Raw genomic sequence first — 21,884 nt, forward strand, 5'->3', positions numbered from 1 at the left:
CAACTACTACTCCCAGACGGGGTCGTGAGTATCAATCTGTTCAATAACGGACTGTATCGACGCCAGCTGTCCGAGGCTCCGATCGTGGCCCGGCAACACCTTCGCCCACCCATCAACAGCAACATCACCAAAATTGTGGCCATGGCTCGGCGGAACTGCCTCGCTCACCAGCATGTCCGTGACCAGGTGCAGGAACGTGACGCCAGGAATCCACTGCATCGAATCGCTCACATCGGACCCGCGGCCCCCGGAGGCTGCTGATCCGGCTAGCCAGTCCGGACGCTGATAGATCACCGCCGGGTCGAGCCACGTGATCGGGTCGGTGGCATGCTGCAGGTAGCCGACGCGAGGCTGTCGCCAATCATCCCGAAGCTGCTCAAAATCACCCGGTTTGGATTGCCACCGCACCTCTTTGCCCTGTTGATAGACGGGCTGCCAGATAGCACTCCCGGCATCCCGGTCATCCGTGAGTGTCCGCCACGGTTGAGAGTTTGCCGGCGGTCCGGTGAATAGCGCCGCATCGGTACGGGACAGCAAATCGTCAAGGCCGTCGAAGCTCCCCTGCATTCCCTGTGCGCCTAGGCTAAGCCCATACACGGCAAGATGTGGTCTTTCACCCTCAGAAATTTCTTGCCAACGGGCATGGATGGCGTCAAAGAGCGCTTCGCTGGAGCTCGCGGCAAGATCCGGGTCGAATAGGAAAGGAACCCAGCTGGGTTGAAACGAATACTGCATTGATGCGGTAGCAGTATTCCCGCCGTACAGGTACTCGAGTGAGGCGATGGCCTGCGGCTCGAGCCATCCCGATCCGGTGGGCGTTGCGACCAGCAACACCTCGCGCTCAAACCCGCCGGTGCGCTCAAGTTCCTCAACTACTAACGCAGCACGCCCCCTCGCATCCCCGCCGTGGGACAAGCCAGCGTAGACCCGAACGGGTTCCAGAGCAGGAGTCCCGGTTACCTCGGAAATCCTGTCCGCACTCGGTCCACCGCCTGCAAAAGCGCGGCCTTGCCGCCCCAGCCCCTCCCACGACACACTGGATTGGATTGACCCTGATCGGGTGTCCCCCGCCGGTTGCACGCTGCCACTCAGCGTTTCGGTATCGCGGTCCTGGTAAAATATTCCGACAGCTCCGAGCCCGACGCCGGTCACGCCGGTCACCAACGCCGTCCCAAGGACCAGTCCTGTCGCCAGCGACGCCCAGCGCGCTGTCCGAAGGGAGCCTCCGCGGGCGGCAATACGCTTCCCGGCGAGACTCTGTGCCGCCGAGATGCCTGCCCCAATCCCGGCCAGCACCAGCATCGTTCCGAGCATGCTCAGCAGAAACAGGGTGTGGCCCGCCCCATCAACAGGCTCCATCTCCACCAGTTCACGGACCTGGTTCTGCCAGGACACGACGAACGCCCCGTAGCCGATCAGATAGAGCAACGCCCCGGCTCCGATTGCCGCGCCAAGCAGGGAGACGGATCGAGTACCCTCGTTTCTGTCTGCGGAGCGTCGGCTGCGAGTCGTCTTGCCGGATCGTCCTCCGCCAACCCGCCAGAGGCGGCGTACCGCGAAGCCCAACTGGAAACCCAGCATGAACCAGAGGCCTGCGAGAAACCCCTGGAACACCGTGGGCCTGGGCACCAACGAGGGAGTCAGCGCCAGCGACGCCAGGACCAGCGCACACACCAGGTTTGTGGAGTGCTCCCGAAGGTATCGAGCACTCCGTTCAAAAGGGCTCACCTGTCTGATTATTGTCTAAACGACTCAGATCGACCCTGCTTTTTCACCAAGTATCTGGAGGAACGACTCACACGGCGCGCTTTAGACGCGGCGTTTACCCCACGCTAGTTCGATCAGCGTCGAGACGAAGACCACCAGAGCCGCGGCCCCGGGCCAAATCGCCGCTACGCCCGGGGATAGCAAGACAAAGTCTGGATCTGCGCCGAACATCATGCCCAGCCACTGTCCGATGAGCACCGCTAGCACCGATCCGAGGATCGATCCGCCCACCGCCGCCCCAATCCGCTGCCATGCCCCGGGAAGATCCATCCGTTGAACGAGAAGCCAGCCCACCACGATGCCAACCACCAGCTGAAGACCACCGAGCGTCAGATCGGTCACCAGGGCCGCTTCCTCGGGGGCTGGGTCGCCGTACAGACCCCCACCCGGCGCGGCGAACCACCACGCCATACCCATTAGCAACCCCAGACCGACCATCGTGGATGCCCACCAAAGAAGCGAGGTGGGTGGGACGGCGGTGTCTTCGGTGGCAACCGAGTACACCGGCGGCGGATAGCTTCCGGCCTGCTCGGCGTCGGGACTGGAGGATCGCATGACTTATACATTAACAAAGTTATGCGGCACCAAGGCCTCCCTTAGGGTGGGGTGCGTGAATGATCTACGCCCAGCCGACCCAACAGTCCATGACTCAACAGCAGCTTTCCGGGACGCGTTCCGCCGCCATCCGGCCGGGGTAGCGATCATCACTGCTGTCTATGAGGGCCAGCCGTTCGGATTCACCGCAACATCCGTTTCGTCGCTTTCCGCGGACCCGCCCAGGTTTAGCTTCAACATGGCCCGCACCTCCTCGTCCTGGCCCGCCGTCGCGAACACCAACTACATCGGCGTCCACATGCTCGGGCTGGGTAACCGCGAGCTGGCCGACCGGTTCGCCCGGAGCCGCGACCGTTTCAGCGGAGATCACTGGAAGCCCGGACCGCACGGTGTGCCGCTGTTGGAGGGTGTGGCAGCACACCTGATCGGCCGCATCAGCATGAGGCTGTCCTTCGAAAACAACGCGGTCGTGGTCGCCGAGGTGGAGGCCGGCGAGGTCGGCCCGCCGGGCGTTCCCCTGCTCTATCACGGCGGCGTTTACGGGCAACCCACAGCGCTGGATTACGAGATCTAGCGCGTCAGGCCCCTACACGTCCAGGCAGGCCGGCCCCAGTAACACTTTCAGGTCGCCGAAGAGCGATGACGTCGGGTTGACTCTCAGTTCAACGCCGAGCCTCATTACTTCGACCTTCCGGTTGCTGTTCAACCGGATCTGGACCTCGCTGGTACCAGGGTGGGTCCTGAGGACGTCCCGCAGCGCCACGACTGCCGTCTCGGTCGCCTTGTGGTGCGCCATGGAGATCACCACCGGCCCGGAATGGCCTTCACTAAGGTCCGGAACGCTGAGCTCCTGCGCGTTCAAGGTGACCGCACCGTCGTCGCGCCGCTGCAAACGTCCGCGGACGACGACGATGAGGTCCTCGGCGAGGACCCCCGCGATTGGGCCGTAAACCTGGCCGAAGAACATCACTTCCATCGACCCGGCGAGGTCTTCGATTTCGGCGCGGGCGTAGGCGTTGCCGCTGTTCTTGGCGATCCGCCGCTGCAACGAGGTGATCATGCCGGCGATGGTGACCATCGCGCCGTCGGCCGGGCCTTCGTCGCTGATGATCGAGGTGATCGAGGAGTCGGCGTGCTGGCTCAGGATCCCGTCGAGTCCCTGCAGCGGGTGATCGGAAACGTAAAGTCCCAGCATGTCCCGTTCGAAGGAAAGCTTGTCCTTCTTCTCCCACTCCGGCAGATCCGGCACCTCAACGGAGAGCCCACCCACCGATCCGGGTTCGTCGAAGGCACTGAAAAGGTCAAACTGGTTGGCGGCCTCGTTGCGTTTGAGGACGATCACCGAATCGACGGCTTCCTCGTGGATCATGGCCAGGGCGCGCCGCGGATGCTTGAGCGAATCGAACGACCCGGCCTTGATCAGCGATTCGATAGTCCGCTTGTTGCAGACCACCGCCGGCACCTTCTGCAGGAAGTCGCTGAAGGAGGTGAAAGCGCCCTTCTCGGTGCGGGCTCCCACCATCGCGCCCACCACGTTGGCGCCGACGTTGCGGATGGCCCCCATCCCGAAGCGGATGTCAGTGCCGACCGGGGTGAAGTTGACGCTGGATTCGTTGACGTCCGGCGGGAGCACCGTGATACCCATGCGGCGGCACTCGTTGAGGTAGATCGCGAGCTTGTCCTTGTCATCGCCGACGCTCGTGAGCAGGGCGGCCATATACTCGGCCGGGTGGTGGGCCTTGAGGTAGGCCGTCCAGTAAGACACCAGCCCATAGGCCGCAGAGTGCGCTTTGTTGAACGCGTAGTCGGAGAAGGGCAGCAGGATGTCCCACAGCGTTTTGATCGCCGCTTCGGAGTATCCGTTGTCCTTCATGCCGTTGGCGAAGCCCTCGTACTGCTTATCCAGTTCGGATTTTTTCTTCTTGCCCATCGCCCGGCGCAGGATGTCCGCGCGGCCCAGCGAATAGCCAGCGACCTTCTGGGCAATCGCCATCACCTGCTCCTGATACACGATCAGGCCGTAGGTGGTTCCCAGGATTTCGGCGAGTGGTTCTTCCAGTTCGGCGTGGATGGGGGTGACTTCCTGGGCGCCGGTCTTGCGCAGGGCGTAATTGGTGTGCGAGTTCGCACCCATCGGTCCTGGTCGGTACAGCGCGATGACAGCCGAGATATCTTCGAAGTTGTCGGGGCGCATCAATTTCAGGAGGGCACGCATCGGGCCACCGTCGAGCTGGAACACACCCAGGGTGTCACCGCGGGCCAGCAGCTCGTAGGAGCCCTGGTCCTCGAGGTCCAGCTCCTCGAGCACCAGGTCGATGTCCTTGTTGAGCTTGATGTTCTCCACCGCGTCGGTGATGATCGTCAGGTTCCTCAGCCCGAGGAAGTCCATTTTGATCAGCCCGAGGTTTTCGCAGGTCGGGTAATCGAACTGGGTGATGATCTGACCATCCTGGTCACGACGCATCAACGGGATGATGTCGATCAACGGGTCCGAGGACATGATGACGCCCGCCGCATGGACGCCCCACTGGCGCTTCAGGCCTTCGAGGCCGAGCGCTGTCTCGAAAACTTTCGCGGAGTCGGCGTCGGACTTCAGCAGTTCACGCAGTTCTTCGGCCTCGGAATACCGCTTGGAGTTCTTGTCATGCACATCGGTCAGGGCCAGGCCCTTGCCCATGACGTCTGGCGGCATTGCCTTGGTGAGCCGCTCCCCCATCGAGAACGGGTACCCCATCACCCGGGAGGAATCCTTCATGGCCTGCTTGGCCTTGATGGTGCCGTAAGTGACGATCATGGCGACTCGCTCGTCGCCGTACTTCTCGGTGACGTACCGGATCACCTCGGAACGGCGCCGATCATCGAAGTCGACGTCGAAGTCGGGCATGGAGACGCGCTCCGGGTTGAGGAACCGTTCGAAGATCAGACCGTGCTGCAGCGGATCGAGGTCTGTGATGCGCATAGCGTAGGCGACCATTGACCCGGCACCGGAGCCTCGGCCTGGGCCCACCCGGATGCCGTTGTCCTTGGCCCAGTTGATGAAGTCGGCGACCACCAGGAAGTAACTGGGGAACCCCATCTGGGTGATGACGCCGGTCTCATACTCGGCCTGCTTGCGGACCGCGTCGGGGATGCCCGTGGGGTACCGGTACTGCAACCCCGTCTCGACCTCCTTCACGAACCAGGACTGCTCGCTTTCACCCTCGGGAACGGGGAAGCCAGGCATGTAGTTTGCTTTGGTATTAAACTCGACGTCGCACCGCTCGGCGATGAGCAGGGTGTTGTCGCAAGCATCCGGGTGATCCCGGAAAATGGAGCGCATTTCGGCGGGCGACTTCAGGTAAAACTCGTCGGCGTCGAACTTGAACCGTTTCGGGTCGGCCATGGTGGAACCGGACTGCACGCACAGGAGCGCCGCGTGGGCTTTCGCGTCCTCGGCATGGGTGTAATGCAGGTCGTTGGTGGCCACCAACGGCAACCCCAACTCCTTGGCAAGTTTGATCAGGTCCGACTGGACGGCGCGTTCAATATCGAGCCCATGGTCCATCAACTCGCAGAAGAAGTTGTCGACGCCGAAAATGTCGCGGAAATCTGAGGCCGCCTGGACTGCCTCGCGGTAGAGACCGAGGCGGAGTTTTGTCTGCACCTCCCCGGAGGGACAACCGGTGGTGGCGATGAGGCCCTTGCCATAGGTCTGGAGCAGGTCGCGGTCCATCCGGGGCTTGTAGAGGTAGCCTTCCAGCGATGCCAGGGAAGACATCCGGAACAGGTTGTGCATCCCCTCGGTGGTTTCAGCCCACATGGTCATGTGCGTGTAGGCGCCGGCACCCGAGACGTCATCGCGGCCACCACCACCCCACTTCACGCGGGTCTTGTCAGCCCGGGCGGTGCCCGGCGTCAGATATGCCTCGACGCCGATAATGGGTTTCACCCCGGCGGCCCGCGCCTTGTCCCAAAAGTCGAACGCCCCAAACACAAACCCGTGGTCGGTGGTGGCCAGCGCATTCATGCCCAGTTCCTCGGTGTGGCTGAACAGGTCAGTCAGCCGGGCGGCGCCGTCGAGCATTGAATACTCGGTGTGATTATGCAGATGAACGAAGGAGTCTTCGCGGGTTGGCTTGGCCGGGGAAGCTTGGGGAGATGCTGTTGAAACCACCATCCCATTCTAGGTCAGTCGGCCGGCGCCCCCGGCTGACATGCCGGTCCGCGAACGAGGCGTCACGGCCTAGACGTTCCCGGCCGCCAGGGCGTCGAGGGCATACTGCAGATCATTGGGGTAGGGGCTGGTCGCGCTGACGGTGTCGCCTGAGACCGGATGTTCGAAGGTAAGTTTCTGGGCGTGGAGCCACTGGCGGGTGAGCCCCAGGTTGGCGGCAAGCCGAGGGTCAGCGCCGTATGTGAGATCCCCCACGCAGGGGTGCCGAAGCGCCGAAAAATGGACCCTGATCTGGTGGGTCCGGCCGGTCTCGAGGTTGACCTCGAGAAGGCTAGCCTTCCCAAACGCTTCGAGCACCTTGTAATGAGTCCTGGAGGGCCTTCCGTCTTCCAGCACAGCGAACCGCCAGTCGTGGGCCGGGTGTCTACCAATCGGGGCGTCAATGGTACCAACCAGGGGGTCCGGGAGACCCTGGACCAGCGCATGATAGACCTTCTCCACGGTGCGTTCCTTGAACGCCCGCTTCAGGACCGTGTAGGCGTGCTCGGTTTTGGCGACCACCATCGCTCCGGAGGTTCCCACATCCAGGCGGTGGACAATGCCGGCGCGTTCGGTGGCACCCGACGTCGAGATCCGGTACCCGGCGGCGGCGAGGGCGCCGACGACCGTCGGGCCCACCCACCCCGGCGACGGATGCGCGGCGACCCCGACCGGCTTGTCGATGACCACCAGATCGTCATCGTCGTAGAGAATCCCCATCCCGTCAACAGTTTCGACGACCACGGCCAGCGGGTCGACGCTTGCCGGAACCCTGATTCTTAGGACGGCACCGGCAGCGGGCCGGTCGGATTTACCAACGGGTTTGCCGTCGCTCGTCACGAACCCTGCCACACACCATGCGGCGGCAGCGGAGCGGGACACCCCGGCGACGGCGGCGAGCACGGCGTCCGCGCGGGCGCCCCCTAGCTCGGTGGGAACGCGTTCGTCCCGTTCGACGGCGTTCACTTGGCGTCCGCCGAGCCGTCAACCACAGGTTCGTCGTTGCTGCGCTTGCCGTCCATGCCGATCCCCCGCAAGGTGAGCAGACAGATCAGGCTGACGCCAGTGACCACGGCTGAATCGGCGATGTTGAAGATGGCGAAGTTGGGCAGGGCGATGAAGTCGACCACATGGCCCTGCCCAAACGATGGTTCGCGCAGCAGACGGTCGGTCAGGTTGCCGAGAGCGCCTCCGAGGACCAGCCCCAGGGCTGTTGCCCACCACCAGGACGCCACCTTTCGGATCTGGGAGATGATCGCAATTGATACGACGGCCATGATGATGGTGAAAACCCAGGTGTAGTCGGTGCCAATCGAAAAAGCGGCACCGGGATTGCGGATGAAGTGCCAGTTCAGCAGAGGCGGAAGGACCGGGGTGATCTGTCCCTCGGTCATGGTGGAGACGACCCAGATTTTGGTCAACTGGTCAGCTACGTAGATGACGGCGAAGCACGCGACGAAGAGCAGCGCGTAGCGCGCACCCGTACGCCCGCGATGGCTGGCCGCCGTGGGGGTCTCACGGGCGGCGGGGGAGGTTTCTTCGGACCCGGTTGGGTTGCCGTGCTCTGGTGTCTGGTCTGTCATAGCGCTTTCAGGTTTGGCGCTGCCGCTGACTGCGCCGGGGTGGGGTGGACTGCCGCACAAAGGTTGACATCCAGCCTACGGCAGAGGCCGACCGCCGGGAATTCCCGGGGGCCGGCCTCTTGAGTTGCCTTTAGCTGGACTGCACCTGTCATCTGGTGCAGCGGTAATACAGGTGAAGCACCTAGGAGCCGGTGGCTTCGGAAGCTACCGATCCGCGGGAATCCAGATCGCGCAGCTGGCCTTCAATGTAGGCCTTCAGACGTGAACGGTAGTCGCGTTCGAAGCTGCGGAGCTGCTCAACCTTGCCTTCGAGCACAGACTTCTGCTGCTCGAGGGCGCCCAGGGTCTTACGGGTCTTCTCTTCGGCCTCGTTGACCATGCTGCTGGCTTCGATCTGCGCCTCGGCGATGATCTTGTCGCGCTGTTCGACACCGGCGTTGACGTATTCGTCGTGAAGCTTCTGAGCCATCGCAAGCACACCGGCAGCCGATTCAGCTGAACTGGTGCCCGAAGCGGCTGGTGCTGCCGCGGCGGGTGCTGCAGCAGCAGCCGGACGCTCTTCGGACTTCTTCTCTTCGCCCTTGGGCTCTTCAACCTTTGGCTGTTCCTTCGCCTTGGGCTCGTCCTTCGCCTTGGGCTCGTCCTTGACCTCTTCGGTATGCGAGCTCGCCGACACGGGGGCGGGAACCACAGCGTTCTGGGACGTCGAGGAGGAGGCGTCCGCGAGCTTGCGCCGCAGTTCGTCATTCTCCTGGTTCAGGCGACGGAGTTCGACAACGATCTCATCGAGGAAATCGTCTACCTCGTCCTGGTCGTAGCCTTCACGAAACTTAGTGGGCTGAAACCTTTTGTTGACAACATCTTCTGGCGTCAGGGCCATCTGGTCACCTCATAGTGGTTATAAGACATGCCTGCCTATGAAGCAGACCTGACTACGGTACCGAATTGCGGACATAAAACTCGAGAATTCACACCAATTATGTGATTCAGCGTATATCTTTTGAGACTCGAAAACTAACCGGCTAGACCGACGTGGCCAAGCCGGCGGCGACGAACATGAGAATGGTTACTCCCAGGAACACCACCAAGAATGCCAGATCCAGTGACACTCCACCCAGCCGCAACGGCGGGATCAGTCGGCGAAGCGCCTTGATCGGCGGATCGGTCACAGTGTAGACGCCCGAAGCCAACACCAGGGCCAGCCTCTTGGGGCGCCAGCCACGCGCAAACATCTGCACGGCATCGTAGACGATCCGAATAATCAGGGCTATCTGTACGACCATCAGTACCAGATAGATCAGAACAAAAACCAAACTCACGCGGCAGTCACAGTCCTAAAAGCGATACTTTGAGAGGAACTCGTGAACCAGTTAACCACGCTAGCTTTGATTGAAGAAACTAGCCTGCGCCTCGCTGGCCTTCTGGTCTTCTCCGAGTACCTCGATGTAGGAGGGCGACAGGAGGAAGACCTTGTTGGTAACCCGTTCGATGCTGCCGTGCAGACCAAAGACCAGACCAGCCGAAAAGTCCACCAGGCGTTTTGCATCCGATTCACCCATGTCTGTGACATTCATGATCACTGGGATGCCGTCGCGGAAGCTTTCACCGATCAGTTTCGCATCGTTGTAGGACCGTGGGTGCACGGTGGTGATCTGACGGAGAGCTGCCGAATCCTCGCGTGAGGACTGTGCGCGCTTGATCGGGGTCACCGGGGCACGGTACTCGTCCACCGGAGCGAGCCTGGCCGCCTGCGGGGCGTCAGCATGCCGGTCGTCACGGTCGTAGTCCACTAGGTGATCCTCGTTCCTGCTTTGTAAGTTCTTCTGCTCGGACTCGTAGTGCTCATCACCGTCGGCGAGCCCAAGATAGATCATTGTCTTGCGCAGTGCGCCAGCCATGGTAGCTCCTGTCGTGTCATTGGGTATAGTCCAGACGCTACCTCAAGGGTGGGCGTTCACCGAGGACCTGCGAACCTATTCTGAGGTGTGTCGCGCCGGCTGCGACCGCGGCTTCGAGATCCCCGCTCATACCAGCCGAGATGCCGGTGGCTGCGGGGAATTCGCCACGGAGCGTGGCTGAGATCTCGGCCAGCTCTCCGAACGCCGCAACGGGGTCCCTGCCCAGCGGCGCAACAGCCATCACACCAGCCAGCGAGAGACCGTCGGTCGCTTGGACGAGCCGCCCCAGGGCGACGACGTCGGTCGGGGCGGCGCCCCCTCGTTGATGCCCACTGATCGTCGCAGCGCGGCTGTCCCCGGTCGACAGATCGACCTGGATAAAGCAGGCGAGGGTCTTGGCGGCGCTGGTGCTGTCAGTGTCCTGGCCCAGTTCGGTTCGCCGGTTAGCCAACGCTTTGCCGAGCGCGACGACGAGCGGTGCCCGGTCCACCGAATGGACTGCGTGTGCGTAGCGCACCACCGACCGCGCCTTGTTACTTTGCAGCTGGCCGATGAAATGCCAGCGCACCCCCAGGTCCGCGAGCTCCTGGGCCTTGGCTGCGGCCTCCTGGTCCCGGCTTTCTCCCATCTCGGTGACGCCCAGGGCGGCCAGGATCCGCAGGTCGCTCGCCGGGAAATATTTGGTGACAACGATGAGCCGCGGTTTATCGGTTCGCCCCGATCCCAGCACCGCTTGATCGATTCGTTGGTGCACCGCCGAGAGCCGTTCGCTGAGCTCGTCGGCGCGCTGGGGGTCGGTCACTGGGTCCACACCAGCCCGGCGATCCGGCCAGCTGCGGGACTGCGACGGTGCGAATACAGTGCCCCATTCTCAAGCGTGCAGAGTGTCGAGGAATCCTCGCTGACCTGTTGCACAGCCACACCGAGTGCCTCAAGCTGCGCCCGTACGGCTTGAGGCAGATCAAGGCCGGGGGTCGCCCACCGGGTGGTGGCTGACGCGGCGGGAACCACGGCAGCTACCTCGCGGCGCATCTCCTCGGGGACCTCATAGCAGTCGCCGCAAATAGCGGGGCCAATCCAGGCCACCAGGTTCCGGGCATTCCGGCTGCGCAGCAGCTCGACCGTGTTGGCGATGACGCCGTCGAGGGTACCCTGGCGGCCGGCGTGCACAACAGCCGTGGCTCCCTCTGCACCGTCCCCGGCGGAGAGAACCACCGGAACACAATCGGCGACCATTACCGCCAGCGGGGTTGCCCCGCTGGCGCTGACCAACGCATCAGCGCTGATCAGCTCACCCACCGCTGCGTCCTCGACTATCTCGGCGGTGGCCGAGTGAGTCTGGTGCATGAACCGGAGGGAACCCTCGTCGATACCCATGGCGGCTTCGAGCTCCCGCCGACGCCGAAGGACCGAGGCGGGCTTATCCCCCACATGAAGTGCGAGATTGCCCGCCTCACTATTCGTGAAGGCTACCCAACGGCCGGGGCCGATTTCCTGGCGCCAGAAGAACACGGCGTCGGTGGTTACTTCAGGAAGTCAGGCACATCGAGTTCGTCTGACCGGCTCGAGGAGAAGTCAGGCTCCACCACGGCGGGCAGGTCGACGTCGAACCCTGAGTCGGCTGGGACGTTGTTGCCTGACTGCTGCGACCGCTGCGACCAGGCGCCGAGGCCTGCCGACGCGGGAACCGCTGCGGCCGCCGCCGGGGCGCTCGCTCCGACGGACGGCGCTGAGACCGGCTTGGACAGCTGTGCGCTGGGCTGTGACGTCGCGTCGACCTGGTCGAAGCCAGCTGCAATCACGGTGACCCGAGCCTCGTCGCCGAGGGCGTCGTCGATCACGGCACCGAAGATGATGTTCGCTTCGGGGTGCGCTACTTCCTGGACCAGGCGGGCCGCCTCGTTGATTTCGAAGAGCCCCAGATCGGAGCCACCCTGGATGGAGAGCAGAACACCGTGAGCTCCGTCGATCGATGCTTCAAGCAGCGGCGAGGCAATGGCCAGTTCGGCCGCCTTGACGGCCCGATCTTCGCCGCGTGCCGAGCCGATGCCCATCAGCGCCGAACCGGCGCCCTGCATCACTGACTTCACGTCGGCGAAGTCGAGGTTGATCAGGCCAGGCGTGGTAATCAGGTCGGTGATGCCCTGAACACCTGAGAGCAGCACCTGGTCGGCTGAGCGGAAGGCATCGAGCATCGACACGTTCCGGTCGCTGATGGAGAGCAGACGATCATTGGGGATGACGATCAGGGTGTCAACCTCGTCGCGGAGCGTATCGATCCCGGTTTCGGCCTGATTCGACCGGCGCCGACCTTCAAAGGTGAAGGGACGGGTGACCACGCCAATGGTCAGAGCGCCCAGGGACCTCGCGATACGAGCCACGACCGGTGCACCACCGGTTCCCGTACCGCCGCCTTCGCCTGCGGTAACAAACACCATGTCGGCGCCGCGCAGGACTTCCTCGATTTCTTCTGCATGATCTTCGGCCGCGCGGCGTCCCACCTCTGGGTCGGCGCCGGCGCCGAGGCCGCGGGTCAGTTCCCGTCCGACGTCGAGCTTCACGTCGGCGTCGCTCATCAGCAGGGCCTGTGCGTCGGTGTTGATGGCGATGAATTCAACGCCACGCAATCCCACCTCGATCATTCGGTTGACGGCGTTTACGCCACCGCCGCCGATGCCTACTACCTTGATGACGGCCAAGTAATTCTGCGGTGCTGCCACGGTCCTGTGTCCCTTGTTCGAATGCGCTGTGTGGGGCCTGATCCGGCTGGATCTGTTCCCAGCCTTCACCTTGACAACATTAACTCTCAACTTGAAAGTCAATGTTATGTCAAGTAACTTCTATTCAAGACGCTATGGGCAGGTGCACTCATCTGCAATGACCGAGCCCGCGTGTCGGATAATTCTTTAGCGAGTGACCGGACTCAACGGCGTGCTTACGTCAAAGACCTCGGCCGGCGGATCGGTCTGCGGGCCTGACAGCAGCGCCTCCAGCACCAACGCCTTGGCCTGGTTCTCGTCCGAGCTACCCCAGAAGATGGTCTGGTCATTGGCGAGGGACAGTTCGACCGAATCCACGGAGTCCGCCGATGCGTGATTGAGCTGATTCAGGATACTCTCCGGCAAGGCGTCGAGCACCTCGGCGATCGAGGAAAACACCTCGCTGTTTACCGCATCGGTGCCGCCATCGATGAGGGGCAGCTGAACGGCATCGCGGTCGGCAACCGAGGCAAGTTGGCGCCCCTCCGCATCGATGAGGATAAAACGCTCGCTGCTCTGCAGGATCGCCACCGGTATCCGTTCCTCAATGGTGATCGCCAGGCCCGACGGCGGTACGGCGGCCACCGTGACGCTTTCAATCGGTGCGAACCCTTCGAGGAGCTGCTCGACATCCTCGTCGGCGATCTGTGGCAGGGGTGTTCCCAGCAACGGGTCGAGGGCGGCCGTGGCCTCCTCGGTGGTCACGAGCGTATTGCCGCTCACCTCGACGGACCGTAGCGCCAGGGCGGGCGAAAAAATGAGATAGGCAAGCAACCCCGCCATCAGTAGCACCACACCGGTGAGGCCCAGGATGAGATTCCGACGTCGACGCTTCCTGGGCGGCTCAGGGAAGGCAACCACCGAATTGGCGGTGTCGTCATCGTCAAGTTCCTCCGGTAGCCACGGGTCCCCGGGAATCTTGAGCATCGAGACCTTACTGCTGGTGACCCGTGGCACCCGGACAGGCGCCGGCGCGCCGGACCCCGTCCCTGACCCCGCAGCCAGCTCAGAACCCGCGCCGGCCTCGGCCCCTGCACCGGGGGGTTTCGGCTTGCGACGGCTCATGAGTCGCGGGCGCTGTTGTCGGGCAGGGTGAGCAGGCCGACGAGTCCGGCACCGTACTGGGTGACGTCACCCGCCCCCACGGTCAGGATGATGTCCCCAGGGGCCGCACGGTCAACGACTGCCCTGACGGCTGCTGCAGGATCCGGGGCGTACCCGCCGGGCACGGTGAGTTGGTCGGTGATGAGTCGGCTGGTCACGCCGGGCATCGGGTCCTCCCGGGCCGCATATATATCCAGTACGGTGGCCGAGTCCGCCAGGTTGAGCGCCTGGGCGAACTCCACCGCGAATTCCCGGGTGCGGGAGAACAGGTGCGGCTGGAAGAGGACGTGCACGTGGTGGCCGGCAGCGACGGCGCGTGCCGCCGTCAGGGCAGCCGTCACTTCGGTGGGGTGATGAGCGTAGTCGTCGAAAACCCTCACTCCCCTGCCAGCACCCTTCGCTTCGAACCGGCGGGCGGCGCCCGAGAAGGTGGCGAGGCCGGCTGCCGCTGCGGCGGGGTCGACGCCCAGTTCGAGGGCGACGGAGAATGCTGCCGCCGCGTTCCGCACGTTGTGTTCACCGGGCACGTTCAGCTGGAGTTCCTGCTCGCTGTCCAGTCCGTCCACTGAGAACGACAGCATGCTCGTGGAGGCACTACCCACGGCCTGGGTCGCACCAATCCGCACGTCAGCCGACGGCGAGTATCCGTAGGTCCTGATCCTGCGGGTGTCGCCGACCCGTCCGGCGAGGGCTGCCGCACCGGCGTCGTCGACGCAGGTCACCAACACGCCGTCGTCGGCGGGCAGCAGGGCGGCGAACTGGTCGAATACCTCGTACACCGCTGCGGCCGTCCCGTAGTGGTCCAGGTGGTCTGCCTCCACATTGGTCACCACAGCGATCCGCGGCGAGTAGTTGAGGAATGAGCCATCCGATTCATCGGCTTCTGCAACAAAGACGCCGCCATCACCCCAGGCCGCGTTGACCCCAAGCGCTGCGACCTCACCGCCGATGGCGAAAGATGGGTCGAACCCGGCGGACTGCAGCATCACCGTGATCATGGCGGTGGTGGTGGTTTTGCCATGGGTACCAGCGACCGCCACCACTTCCCTGCCGGACATCGCGGCGGCCAGGGCCTGGGACCGGTGCAGGATCCGCAGGCCCTGTTGTTGGGCGGCCACCAGTTCGGGGTTGGTCGCCCTGATGGCGGTGGAGATCACGACCGTGTCCACGCCTGCAACATTCTCGGCCCGCTGGCCGACGGCGGTACGCGCCCCGAGGGCAGCGAGGGCCTGCAGGCCCCGCGAGTCCGCGGCGTCGGATCCGGACACCTGAACGCCCTGGCCCAGCAACACTCGGGCCACTGCCGACATGCCGGCGCCACCAAGGCCAATGAAATGGACCCGTCCGAGATCGGCGGGGGTCAGGGTGGTTCCGGTCATGACTGTGCCCCGCGTCCGGCGGCGACGACGAGTCGGGCCATCTGAGTATCGGCATCACGCACTCCGAGCCGGGCGCTGGCTGCGGCCATTGCGTCGAGGGCGGCCTGGTTTTTCAGCAGCGGAAACACGTGTCCGGTCAACCAGTCTGCCGTCAGCGCAGCGTCGTCGACCAGCAGCGCGCCCCCCGCGGTGATCAGGTCCGCCGCGTTCCGGCGCTGCTCTCCGTTGCCGTGCGGCAGCGGGACGAACACTGCGGGCAGCCCGACGGCGCTCACCTCGCACACGGTGGCGGCCCCCGCACGAGCGAGCAGCAGGTCCGCGGCCGCGTAGACAGTTTCCATATCGTCGACGTACTCAATCTGGCGGTAGCCGTCCGCCTGGAGCGGTCGCCCATCCGCGCCCGTTACACCTTTGCCGCCTCCGGTAATGTGCAGCAACTGGATTCCCTCGGCCGCGAGCAGGGGCACCACGGCGGCGACGGCCCGGTTGATACTGACAGCCCCTGACGACCCACCGGTCACGATCAGTGCGGGCTGGGTGGTGTTCAGCCCAAGGGCAGCGCGGGCGGCAGCCCGGGAGGTGGCACGGTCGAGGGTGGAAATACTGCGTCGCATCGGCATGCCGACCACCTGAGCTTTGGGGAGGCCGGTGCCCTTGAAGGCGACCGCCACAGTGGTGGCAATCCGCGCTCCGAGCCGGTTGGCCAGCCCTGGCTGGGCGTTCGCCTCATGGATCACTACCGGGATTTTCCGGCGCCACGCAGCCAGGTACAGGGGTGTGGAGACGTAACCGCCGACGCCGACGACGACGTCGGCCTCCGCGCGGTCGAGTACGCCCAGCGCCTGCCGGACGGCGCGGATCAGCCGGGTGGGGAGCTTCACCAGGTCGATCGACGGGCGGCGAGGCATCGGGACCCGGTCAATCGTCTCGAGCTGGTACCCCGCAGCAGGAACCAGTCGTGTCTCCATTCCCGCGGCAGTCCCCACAACTACCTGCCGGGTGTCAGGATCGTGTTCAGCCAGGGCATGGGCAATGGCCAGCAGTGGACTGATGTGACCGGCGGTACCGCCGCCGGCCAGGACCACCGAGAGGGGGTTTGTGCTCATCGGGCTGCTGGTTCGCTTTCTGTGGAACGGGGATCTGTAGTGGTCCCGGCTACTGCACCGGAATCTGGTGCTGGGGGCATTTTGCGGGCGAAGGCCAGCAGGACTCCGACCGCCCCAAGGGTGAAGGTCAGCGCCGACCCACCGTAGGAGATGAAGGGTAGCGGAACACCGATGACGGGCAGGACGCCGGTGACCATTCCAATGTTCACGAACGCCTGGCCGATCAGCCACACCAGAATGGAGCCGAGCAGGATTCGCACGAAGGGGTCGGTGTAGCGTCGGGCAACCCTGATGGTTGCGACGGCGAGGATCCCGAACAGGATGACCACCACCAGGGTGCCCACCAGCCCAAACTCTTCACCAATGATCGCGAAGATGAAGTCGTTGTGGGCTTCGGGAATCCAGTTCCACTTTTGCCGGCTCTGCCCAATACCGACTCCCCACCAGCCGCCGGACGCCAGTGCGAAGAGCCCGTTGTCAGCCTGCAGACACAGGTCCTGACCGTCATCGCAGCTGAGCCGCAGCCAGGCTGTGATCCTGTCGCTGCGGTTGCCACTCACCAGCACCATGACGATTGCGCCGGCGATCCCAGCGATCCCTGCGATGGTGAACATTTTCATTGGCGCCCCGGCGAAGAAGAGCGCCGCCGCGAGAATCATCATCATGATGATCACGGTGCCCAGGTCACCACCGAGTAGGACCAGCCCGATCGGGAGCCCGCCCAGGGGCAGGGCTGGGATCATCGCGTGTTTCCAGTTGCGGATCAGCCGCCCCTTGCGGGCCAGAACACTGGCCAGCCAAATGGCGAGGGCAAGTTTCGCCGGTTCGGAGGGCTGCATGGTGAAGCCTCCGATTTGAATCCAGTTCTGGTTGCCGTTGATGTTCACACCAATGGCAAGTACGAGGACCAGAAGAACTACCGCGATGCCGAGCACCGGCCACGCCATCATGCGGTAGGCGCGCGCACCGAACCGTGACAGGAGCAGCATCAGGACCAGCCCACCGGCGGCCCACGTGGCCTGCCTGAGGAACAGGTCGAACTCGCTGCTGCCCTCGGCGATCGCTTCCACCGAAGATGCTGAAAGCACCATCATCAGACCGATCGCCGTCAGTGCGAGGGCCGACCCGAGGATCATGTAGTAGCTTGCGCCACTGGCCTGCTTGTCGCTGCCTTCGAGGTACGTCCAGAACTGTCCGAAGCGGGCGCGGAGACCCTTCTTCGCCGGGGCGTTGCCCTCAGCGGAGGGGGTGGAAGGTGTGGGGGTGTTGGGTGAGGCGGGTACAGAGGGAGTTCGGGAATGCTGACGCATCACCGGCTTCCGACGGACTGGCCGGGTGGGCGTGGTGACCATTAGAACTCCTTTGCGGTCTTCGCCTGCCCTTCCACGATCACTTGGACGGCCTCGATAAAGGCCTTGCCCCGGTGAGCATAGGAGGAAAACTGATCCATGGATGCTGCCGCCGGGGCCATCAACACGGTGTCGCCGTCGCCAGCTAACCGTGCAGATTCCCTTACCGCCGATTCCATCACCCGCTCGCCCAGGGGCGCGAGGGTGGAATCGTCGGCCAACGTCACATCTTCAGTCTCTCCCGGGGGCACTTCGATCAGTGGAACATCCGGAGCGTGTCGGCGCAATGAACCGATCAGGTCCGAGCTGTCGGTGCCGATCAGCACCACCGCCTTGAGTCGCTGCGCGTGCGTCTGCACCAGCTGGTCGTAGTTGACGCCTTTGGAGAGCCCCCCGGCGATCCAGATCACCGAGTGGAAGGCCGAAAGGGACGCTGCTGCCGCATGCGGATTGGTCGCTTTGGAGTCGTTGATCCACAGGATTCCGTCCCGCGAGGAGACGAGCTGGATCCGGTGCTCGGTGGGCTGGTAGTTCCGGATCCCGGCGCGGATCGCTGCCGGCTCGACGCCCGCTGCCCGAACCATTGCGGCGGCCGCGAGGGCGTTCGCCACCAGGTGGCGGGGAACCAGCTCCCCCAGGTCCTTGATCGCAGCCAGCTCAACAGCGGAATCCTTGCGCTGTTCGATGAAGGCGCGGTCCACCAGGAGGTCATCGACCACTCCCAGCATGCTGACTGCCGGTGTTGAGGTGGTGAAACCGATGGCTCGGCAGCCCTCGATGACGTCGGCTTCCTCGACCATCCGTTCGGTGGCGGGCTGTTCGGCGTTGTAGACGCAAGCCACTTTGGTATTGGCGTAAATCTTTGCTTTGTCGGCGGTGTACTGATCGAACCCACCGTGCCAATCGACGTGGTCCTCCGCAACGTTCAGGCACACACTCGCCAGCGGCGAGATGGACCCGGTCCAGTGCAGCTGGAAACTGGACAGTTCGACGGCGATGAAATCGTAGCCTTGCGGGTCACGGATCGCGTCGAGAATGGGGGTACCGATGTTGCCCGCGGCGACGGCGCGGAGGCCTGCGGCCAGCAGCATCGACTCCACTAGAGAGACGGTGGTGGTTTTGCCGTTGGTGCCGGTGATGGTCAGCCACTCGGCGGTGGGGCGGCCTTCGCGGATCCTGACTCGCCAGGCCAGTTCGACGTCGCCCCAGACCGGGATTCCTGCGTCTTTTGCGGCCCTGAGGAGCGGCTGCTGCGGGGTCCAGCCCGGTGAGGTGACCACCAGATCGGGCTGGCTGCCATCGATGAGCGGAATTCTCGTTGCGTGTTCGGCGCCGAGGAGGACGTCCACGGCACCGACGATCGACAGCGTGTCCGCCTTGGCGCGGTTCTCGGCCGAATCGGATCCGTCGACTACCACCACGCGGGCACCCAGTTCAATGAGCGTATCGGCGACGGAGAACCCGGACAGGCCGATGCCGGTGACTGCTACCCGCAGCCCTTTCCAGTCGGCATCCCAGGTGGTCAGGGAATCGAGGTCACGGGCACCCGCGGGGATGGTTCCGGTCATATCAGCACCACCCATTCGGCGTAGAAGATTCCGAGTGCGGTGGCCACGAATAGCCCGGCAAGAATCCAGAACCGGACGACAACTGTGACTTCCTGCCAGCCTTTGAGTTCGAAGTGGTGTTGGAGCGGAGCCATTTTGAACACCCGTTTGCCGCCGGAGAGTTTGAAGTAGCCGACCTGGATGATCACCGACAGCGTGATCATGACGAACAGCCCGGCGAGGATGACGAGCAGCAGCTGGGTGCGGGACAGGATCGCGAACCCGGCGATGGCGCCGCCGATGGCGAGCGAGCCGGTGTCACCCATGAAGATCTTTGCAGGCGAGGTGTTCCACCAGAGGAACCCGACCAGCGCACCGCACATGGTGCCGGCGATGAGGGCCAGATCGAGGGGGTCCCGGACGGTGTAACAGACGCTCCTGGCGACCTCGTCGAGTGCGCAACTCTGGTTGGACTGCCAAATGCCCATCAGCATGTAGGCGCCGAACACCAGGACGGATGCCCCGGCCGCAAGGCCGTCGAGACCGTCGGCGAGGTTCACGCCGTTGCTGGCTGCGGTGATGATGAGGTTGGACCAGATGACGAAGAGGACGGCGCCAACGATGGTGCCGGCGAAGGCCAGGTCGATCGACGTGTCGCGGATGAATGAAATGGCCGTTGAGGCCGGCGTCCTGCCGTTTTCGTTCGGGAAGCCAAGCGCAAGGACGGCGAAGATGATGCCGACGAGGGTCTGTCCCGCGATTTTCGCCGGGGCGCTGAGGCCCAGACTCCGCTGTTTGGAGATCTTGATGTAGTCGTCGAAGAATCCGACGATTCCCATGCCGACCATCAGGAGTAGCAGCAACAGACCCGAGACGGACGGCCCGGTGGAGACTCCGGCCCAGATCATCAGCAGGTGGGTGACGAAGTAGGCGATCAGGACGGAACCGACGATGACGGCGCCGCCCATGGTGGGCGTCCCGCGCTTGGTGTGGTGGGCTGTGGGGCCGTCATCGCGAATGAATTGACCGTAGCCACGGTTCACGAGCAGGCGGATAAACAGCGGGGTACCCACGAGAGCCAGCACCAGCCCCATGGCTGAGCCGATCAGTAGCGCAATCACAGCTGCGGCCCCCCTTGGAGGTCAGTTGGGCCGGGCTCTGATGGTTCAGGCGTGGCAGTGGATGGTGCAACAGTCGAGGACAATGCTATCCGATCACCTAAAAATCGAAGCCCCGCCCCGTTGGAGGATTTGAACAGCACCAGGTCTCCAGGTTCCAGAGCCGAGGCGAGAATTTCCTCGGCCGCCGCGACGTCATCGGCGAACAGGACCTCATCCCCCCAGGACCCCTCGAGGACTGCACCGTTATAGAGAGCACGGGCCCCCATCCCGATCACGAGCAGCTTGGTGATGTTGAGCCGAACCACGACCCGACCGACGGCGTCGTGCTCGGTGATCGATTCGTCGCCGAGTTCGAGCATTTCGCCGAGCACGGCCCAGGTGCGGCGACCCCGCCCTAGTTCGGCCAGGGTACGAAGCGCGGCTCGCATTGAGTCAGGATTGGCGTTGTACGCGTCGTTGATGACCGTCACGCCGTCGGCGCGTTCGGTGCGTTCCATCCGCCAGCGACTCTGTGCTTCCGACCGCGACAGGGCGTCGGCGATGGCTGCGCCCGGGATGCCGAGCGTCCCGGCAATTGATGCGGCGGCGAGGAGGTTGGTGATTTGGTGCGTCCCGATCAGCCGTGAGGTGACCTGATGCTCGGTGGACCCGTCGGGACCGGGCAGGCCCAGCGTGAATGATGGGTGCCCACCGGGGGTGGTTGTGACACCGGTGGCCCGAACAACTGGTCCGCCGCCGGGGAGATGCGAGTTGTCGGAAGTGAAGTAGAGCTTGGACGCGGCGGTCACGGTCTCCATCGCCAAAACCCGGGCGTCGTCGGCGTTGATGATTGCCGTTCCGCTTCCCGGCAGCGAACGAAGCAGCTCCGACTTGGCCTTGGCGATGTTGTCCACTCCACCGAACTCTCCGGCGTGGGCGCTGCCAACTCCCAGGACCACACCGATATCGGGCGCGACCATGTCCGCAAGGTAGGTAATCTGCCCGATCTTAGTGGCACCCATTTCGATGATCAGATACCTGGTGTCGTAATCGGCGCTGAAGACGGTCAGCGGAACGCCCACCTCGCCGTTGTAGGACCCGATCGGGGCAACAGTGGGGGCATGCTCCCTGAGGATGCCTGCCAGCAGGTCCTTGGTGGTGGTCTTACCGGCCGAGCCGGTGATGCCGATCACCGTCAGCGGCGAATGGGCGCGCAATCTTTCCACCACGGCGGCAGCGAGCCGGCCCATGGCCAGCACCACATCGTCGACGACGACGGCGGGGTACTCGCCAGCACCAGCGGCGTCCTCATTCGCTACCGGGTGTTCCAGCAGTGCCAGCACAGCCCCATTACGGAAGGCCTGCGGCACGAACTGGTGACCGTCAGCGTTTGCACCGGGCTTGGCGACGAACAGGCCACCGGCCTGTACCTCGCGGGAATCCACGGTGACGGAGCTAACGGTCTGGGTCTGCCGTGCTGCGGCAGTGGGGGTCAACTGACCCTTGGTGATTGCCGCGATTTCGGCTGCGCTTAGTTCAATCATG

Annotated in this window: 19 protein-coding genes; 1 reads left to right on the forward strand and 18 read right to left on the reverse strand. The window is 63.9% G+C overall.

Going from position 1 to position 21,884, the window contains the following annotated elements; translation table 11 throughout:
* Nucleotides 1-6 precede the first annotated feature (6 nt).
* Together ACX80Z_RS07730 and ACX80Z_RS07735 are read right to left on the reverse strand one after the other, a co-directional pair.
* Entirely contained in the window at nucleotides 7-1,728 is a 1,722-nt protein-coding gene (locus ACX80Z_RS07730) for an alpha/beta-hydrolase family protein (RefSeq protein WP_459315471.1), read from the reverse strand.
* Nucleotides 1,729-1,809: 81 nt separating this feature from the next.
* Complete coding sequence (locus tag ACX80Z_RS07735) at nucleotides 1,810-2,322, reverse strand: hypothetical protein (protein ID WP_459315472.1); 513 nt, start codon at nucleotides 2,320-2,322, stop codon at nucleotides 1,810-1,812.
* Between the two features lie 55 nt (nucleotides 2,323-2,377).
* On the opposite strand from ACX80Z_RS07735, the gene ACX80Z_RS07740 reads away from it, so the two are divergent.
* Nucleotides 2,378-2,896: a flavin reductase family protein gene (locus ACX80Z_RS07740; protein WP_024476039.1), complete on the forward strand. Its 519-nt coding sequence runs from the start codon at nucleotides 2,378-2,380 to the stop codon at nucleotides 2,894-2,896.
* 12 nt (nucleotides 2,897-2,908) lie between these two features.
* On the opposite strand, the gene dnaE is transcribed toward ACX80Z_RS07740, so the two are convergent.
* The 16 genes from dnaE to ACX80Z_RS07820 form a co-directional block, all read right to left on the reverse strand.
* Nucleotides 2,909-6,478, reverse strand: coding sequence for a DNA polymerase III subunit alpha (gene dnaE, locus ACX80Z_RS07745; protein WP_459315473.1), 3,570 nt, complete (start codon nucleotides 6,476-6,478; stop codon nucleotides 2,909-2,911).
* A 66-nt stretch (nucleotides 6,479-6,544) separates the two neighbouring features.
* The gene (locus ACX80Z_RS07750) at nucleotides 6,545-7,480 is read right to left on the reverse strand and encodes an RluA family pseudouridine synthase (protein ID WP_019481328.1); all 936 of its coding nucleotides are present in this window, start codon (nucleotides 7,478-7,480) and stop codon (nucleotides 6,545-6,547) included.
* Complete coding sequence (lspA, locus tag ACX80Z_RS07755) at nucleotides 7,477-8,097, reverse strand: signal peptidase II (RefSeq protein ID WP_459315474.1); 621 nt, start codon at nucleotides 8,095-8,097, stop codon at nucleotides 7,477-7,479. The genes ACX80Z_RS07750 and lspA overlap by 4 nt, the downstream gene beginning before the upstream one ends.
* A gap of 181 nt (nucleotides 8,098-8,278) precedes the next feature.
* Complete coding sequence (locus ACX80Z_RS07760) at nucleotides 8,279-8,977, reverse strand: DivIVA domain-containing protein (RefSeq protein ID WP_019481330.1); 699 nt, start codon at nucleotides 8,975-8,977, stop codon at nucleotides 8,279-8,281.
* Nucleotides 8,978-9,119: 142 nt separating this feature from the next.
* A complete protein-coding gene (locus ACX80Z_RS07765; RefSeq protein WP_116778132.1) occupies nucleotides 9,120-9,416 on the reverse strand; it encodes a YggT family protein in 297 nt (98 codons plus the stop codon).
* 60 nt (nucleotides 9,417-9,476) lie between these two features.
* The gene (locus ACX80Z_RS07770) at nucleotides 9,477-9,995 is read right to left on the reverse strand and encodes a cell division protein SepF (protein WP_019481332.1); all 519 of its coding nucleotides are present in this window, start codon (nucleotides 9,993-9,995) and stop codon (nucleotides 9,477-9,479) included.
* Nucleotides 9,996-10,032: 37 nt separating this feature from the next.
* Nucleotides 10,033-10,797 (reverse strand): YggS family pyridoxal phosphate-dependent enzyme, encoded by a 765-nt coding sequence (locus ACX80Z_RS07775; RefSeq protein WP_459315475.1) that lies wholly within the window; start codon nucleotides 10,795-10,797, stop codon nucleotides 10,033-10,035.
* Complete coding sequence (pgeF, locus tag ACX80Z_RS07780; RefSeq protein ID WP_459315476.1) at nucleotides 10,794-11,507, reverse strand: peptidoglycan editing factor PgeF; 714 nt, start codon at nucleotides 11,505-11,507, stop codon at nucleotides 10,794-10,796. The genes ACX80Z_RS07775 and pgeF overlap by 4 nt, the downstream gene beginning before the upstream one ends.
* Nucleotides 11,508-11,518: 11 nt before the next feature.
* Nucleotides 11,519-12,715, reverse strand: coding sequence for a cell division protein FtsZ (ftsZ, locus tag ACX80Z_RS07785; protein WP_024476045.1), 1,197 nt, complete (start codon nucleotides 12,713-12,715; stop codon nucleotides 11,519-11,521).
* A 186-nt stretch (nucleotides 12,716-12,901) separates the two neighbouring features.
* Nucleotides 12,902-13,681: a cell division protein FtsQ/DivIB gene (locus ACX80Z_RS07790; protein ID WP_459315477.1), complete on the reverse strand. Its 780-nt coding sequence runs from the start codon at nucleotides 13,679-13,681 to the stop codon at nucleotides 12,902-12,904.
* 134 nt (nucleotides 13,682-13,815) lie between these two features.
* A complete protein-coding gene (murC, locus tag ACX80Z_RS07795) occupies nucleotides 13,816-15,237 on the reverse strand; it encodes a UDP-N-acetylmuramate--L-alanine ligase (protein WP_459315478.1) in 1,422 nt (473 codons plus the stop codon).
* Nucleotides 15,234-16,343 carry an undecaprenyldiphospho-muramoylpentapeptide beta-N-acetylglucosaminyltransferase gene (gene murG / locus ACX80Z_RS07800; protein ID WP_459315479.1) on the reverse strand — a complete coding sequence of 370 codons (1,110 nt, stop codon included), beginning with the start codon at nucleotides 16,341-16,343 and terminating at the stop codon, nucleotides 15,234-15,236. The genes murC and murG overlap by 4 nt, the downstream gene beginning before the upstream one ends.
* Nucleotides 16,340-17,695 (reverse strand): putative lipid II flippase FtsW, encoded by a 1,356-nt coding sequence (gene ftsW, locus ACX80Z_RS07805; protein ID WP_019481338.1) that lies wholly within the window; start codon nucleotides 17,693-17,695, stop codon nucleotides 16,340-16,342. The genes murG and ftsW overlap by 4 nt, the downstream gene beginning before the upstream one ends.
* The gene (gene murD / locus ACX80Z_RS07810) at nucleotides 17,695-19,260 is read right to left on the reverse strand and encodes a UDP-N-acetylmuramoyl-L-alanine--D-glutamate ligase (RefSeq protein ID WP_459315480.1); all 1,566 of its coding nucleotides are present in this window, start codon (nucleotides 19,258-19,260) and stop codon (nucleotides 17,695-17,697) included. The genes ftsW and murD overlap by 1 nt, the downstream gene beginning before the upstream one ends.
* Entirely contained in the window at nucleotides 19,257-20,360 is a 1,104-nt protein-coding gene (gene mraY, locus ACX80Z_RS07815; RefSeq protein ID WP_116778135.1) for a phospho-N-acetylmuramoyl-pentapeptide-transferase, read from the reverse strand. The genes murD and mraY overlap by 4 nt, the downstream gene beginning before the upstream one ends.
* On the reverse strand, nucleotides 20,357-21,883 hold the full coding sequence (locus ACX80Z_RS07820; protein ID WP_019481341.1) for a UDP-N-acetylmuramoyl-tripeptide--D-alanyl-D-alanine ligase: 1,527 nt from the start codon (nucleotides 21,881-21,883) through the stop codon (nucleotides 20,357-20,359). The genes mraY and ACX80Z_RS07820 overlap by 4 nt, the downstream gene beginning before the upstream one ends.
* Nucleotide 21,884 lies beyond the last annotated feature (1 nt).

The organism is Arthrobacter sp. TMT4-20, from assembly GCF_054510775.1.

What these genes read in the sequence shown, in the direction of transcription:
- ACX80Z_RS07770 (WP_019481332.1), bottom strand. Translation starts at nt 9,995, where the DNA reads ATGGCTGGCGCACTGCGCAAGACAATGATCTATCTTGGGCTCGCCGAC.
- murG (WP_459315479.1), bottom strand. Translation starts at nt 16,343, where the DNA reads ATGAGCACAAACCCCCTCTCGGTGGTCCTGGCCGGCGGCGGTACCGCC.
- ACX80Z_RS07760 (WP_019481330.1), bottom strand. Translation starts at nt 8,977, where the DNA reads ATGGCCCTGACGCCAGAAGATGTTGTCAACAAAAGGTTTCAGCCCACT.
- lspA (WP_459315474.1), bottom strand. Translation starts at nt 8,097, where the DNA reads ATGACAGACCAGACACCAGAGCACGGCAACCCAACCGGGTCCGAAGAA.
- ACX80Z_RS07790 (WP_459315477.1), bottom strand. Translation starts at nt 13,681, where the DNA reads ATGCTCAAGATTCCCGGGGACCCGTGGCTACCGGAGGAACTTGACGAT.
- murC (WP_459315478.1), bottom strand. Translation starts at nt 15,237, where the DNA reads ATGACCGGAACCACCCTGACCCCCGCCGATCTCGGACGGGTCCATTTC.
- ACX80Z_RS07735 (WP_459315472.1), bottom strand. Translation starts at nt 2,322, where the DNA reads ATGCGATCCTCCAGTCCCGACGCCGAGCAGGCCGGAAGCTATCCGCCG.
- dnaE (WP_459315473.1), bottom strand. Translation starts at nt 6,478, where the DNA reads ATGGTGGTTTCAACAGCATCTCCCCAAGCTTCCCCGGCCAAGCCAACC.
- ACX80Z_RS07820 (WP_019481341.1), bottom strand. Translation starts at nt 21,883, where the DNA reads ATGATTGAACTAAGCGCAGCCGAAATCGCGGCAATCACCAAGGGTCAG.
- ftsW (WP_019481338.1), bottom strand. Translation starts at nt 17,695, where the DNA reads ATGGTCACCACGCCCACCCGGCCAGTCCGTCGGAAGCCGGTGATGCGT.
- murD (WP_459315480.1), bottom strand. Translation starts at nt 19,260, where the DNA reads ATGACCGGAACCATCCCCGCGGGTGCCCGTGACCTCGATTCCCTGACC.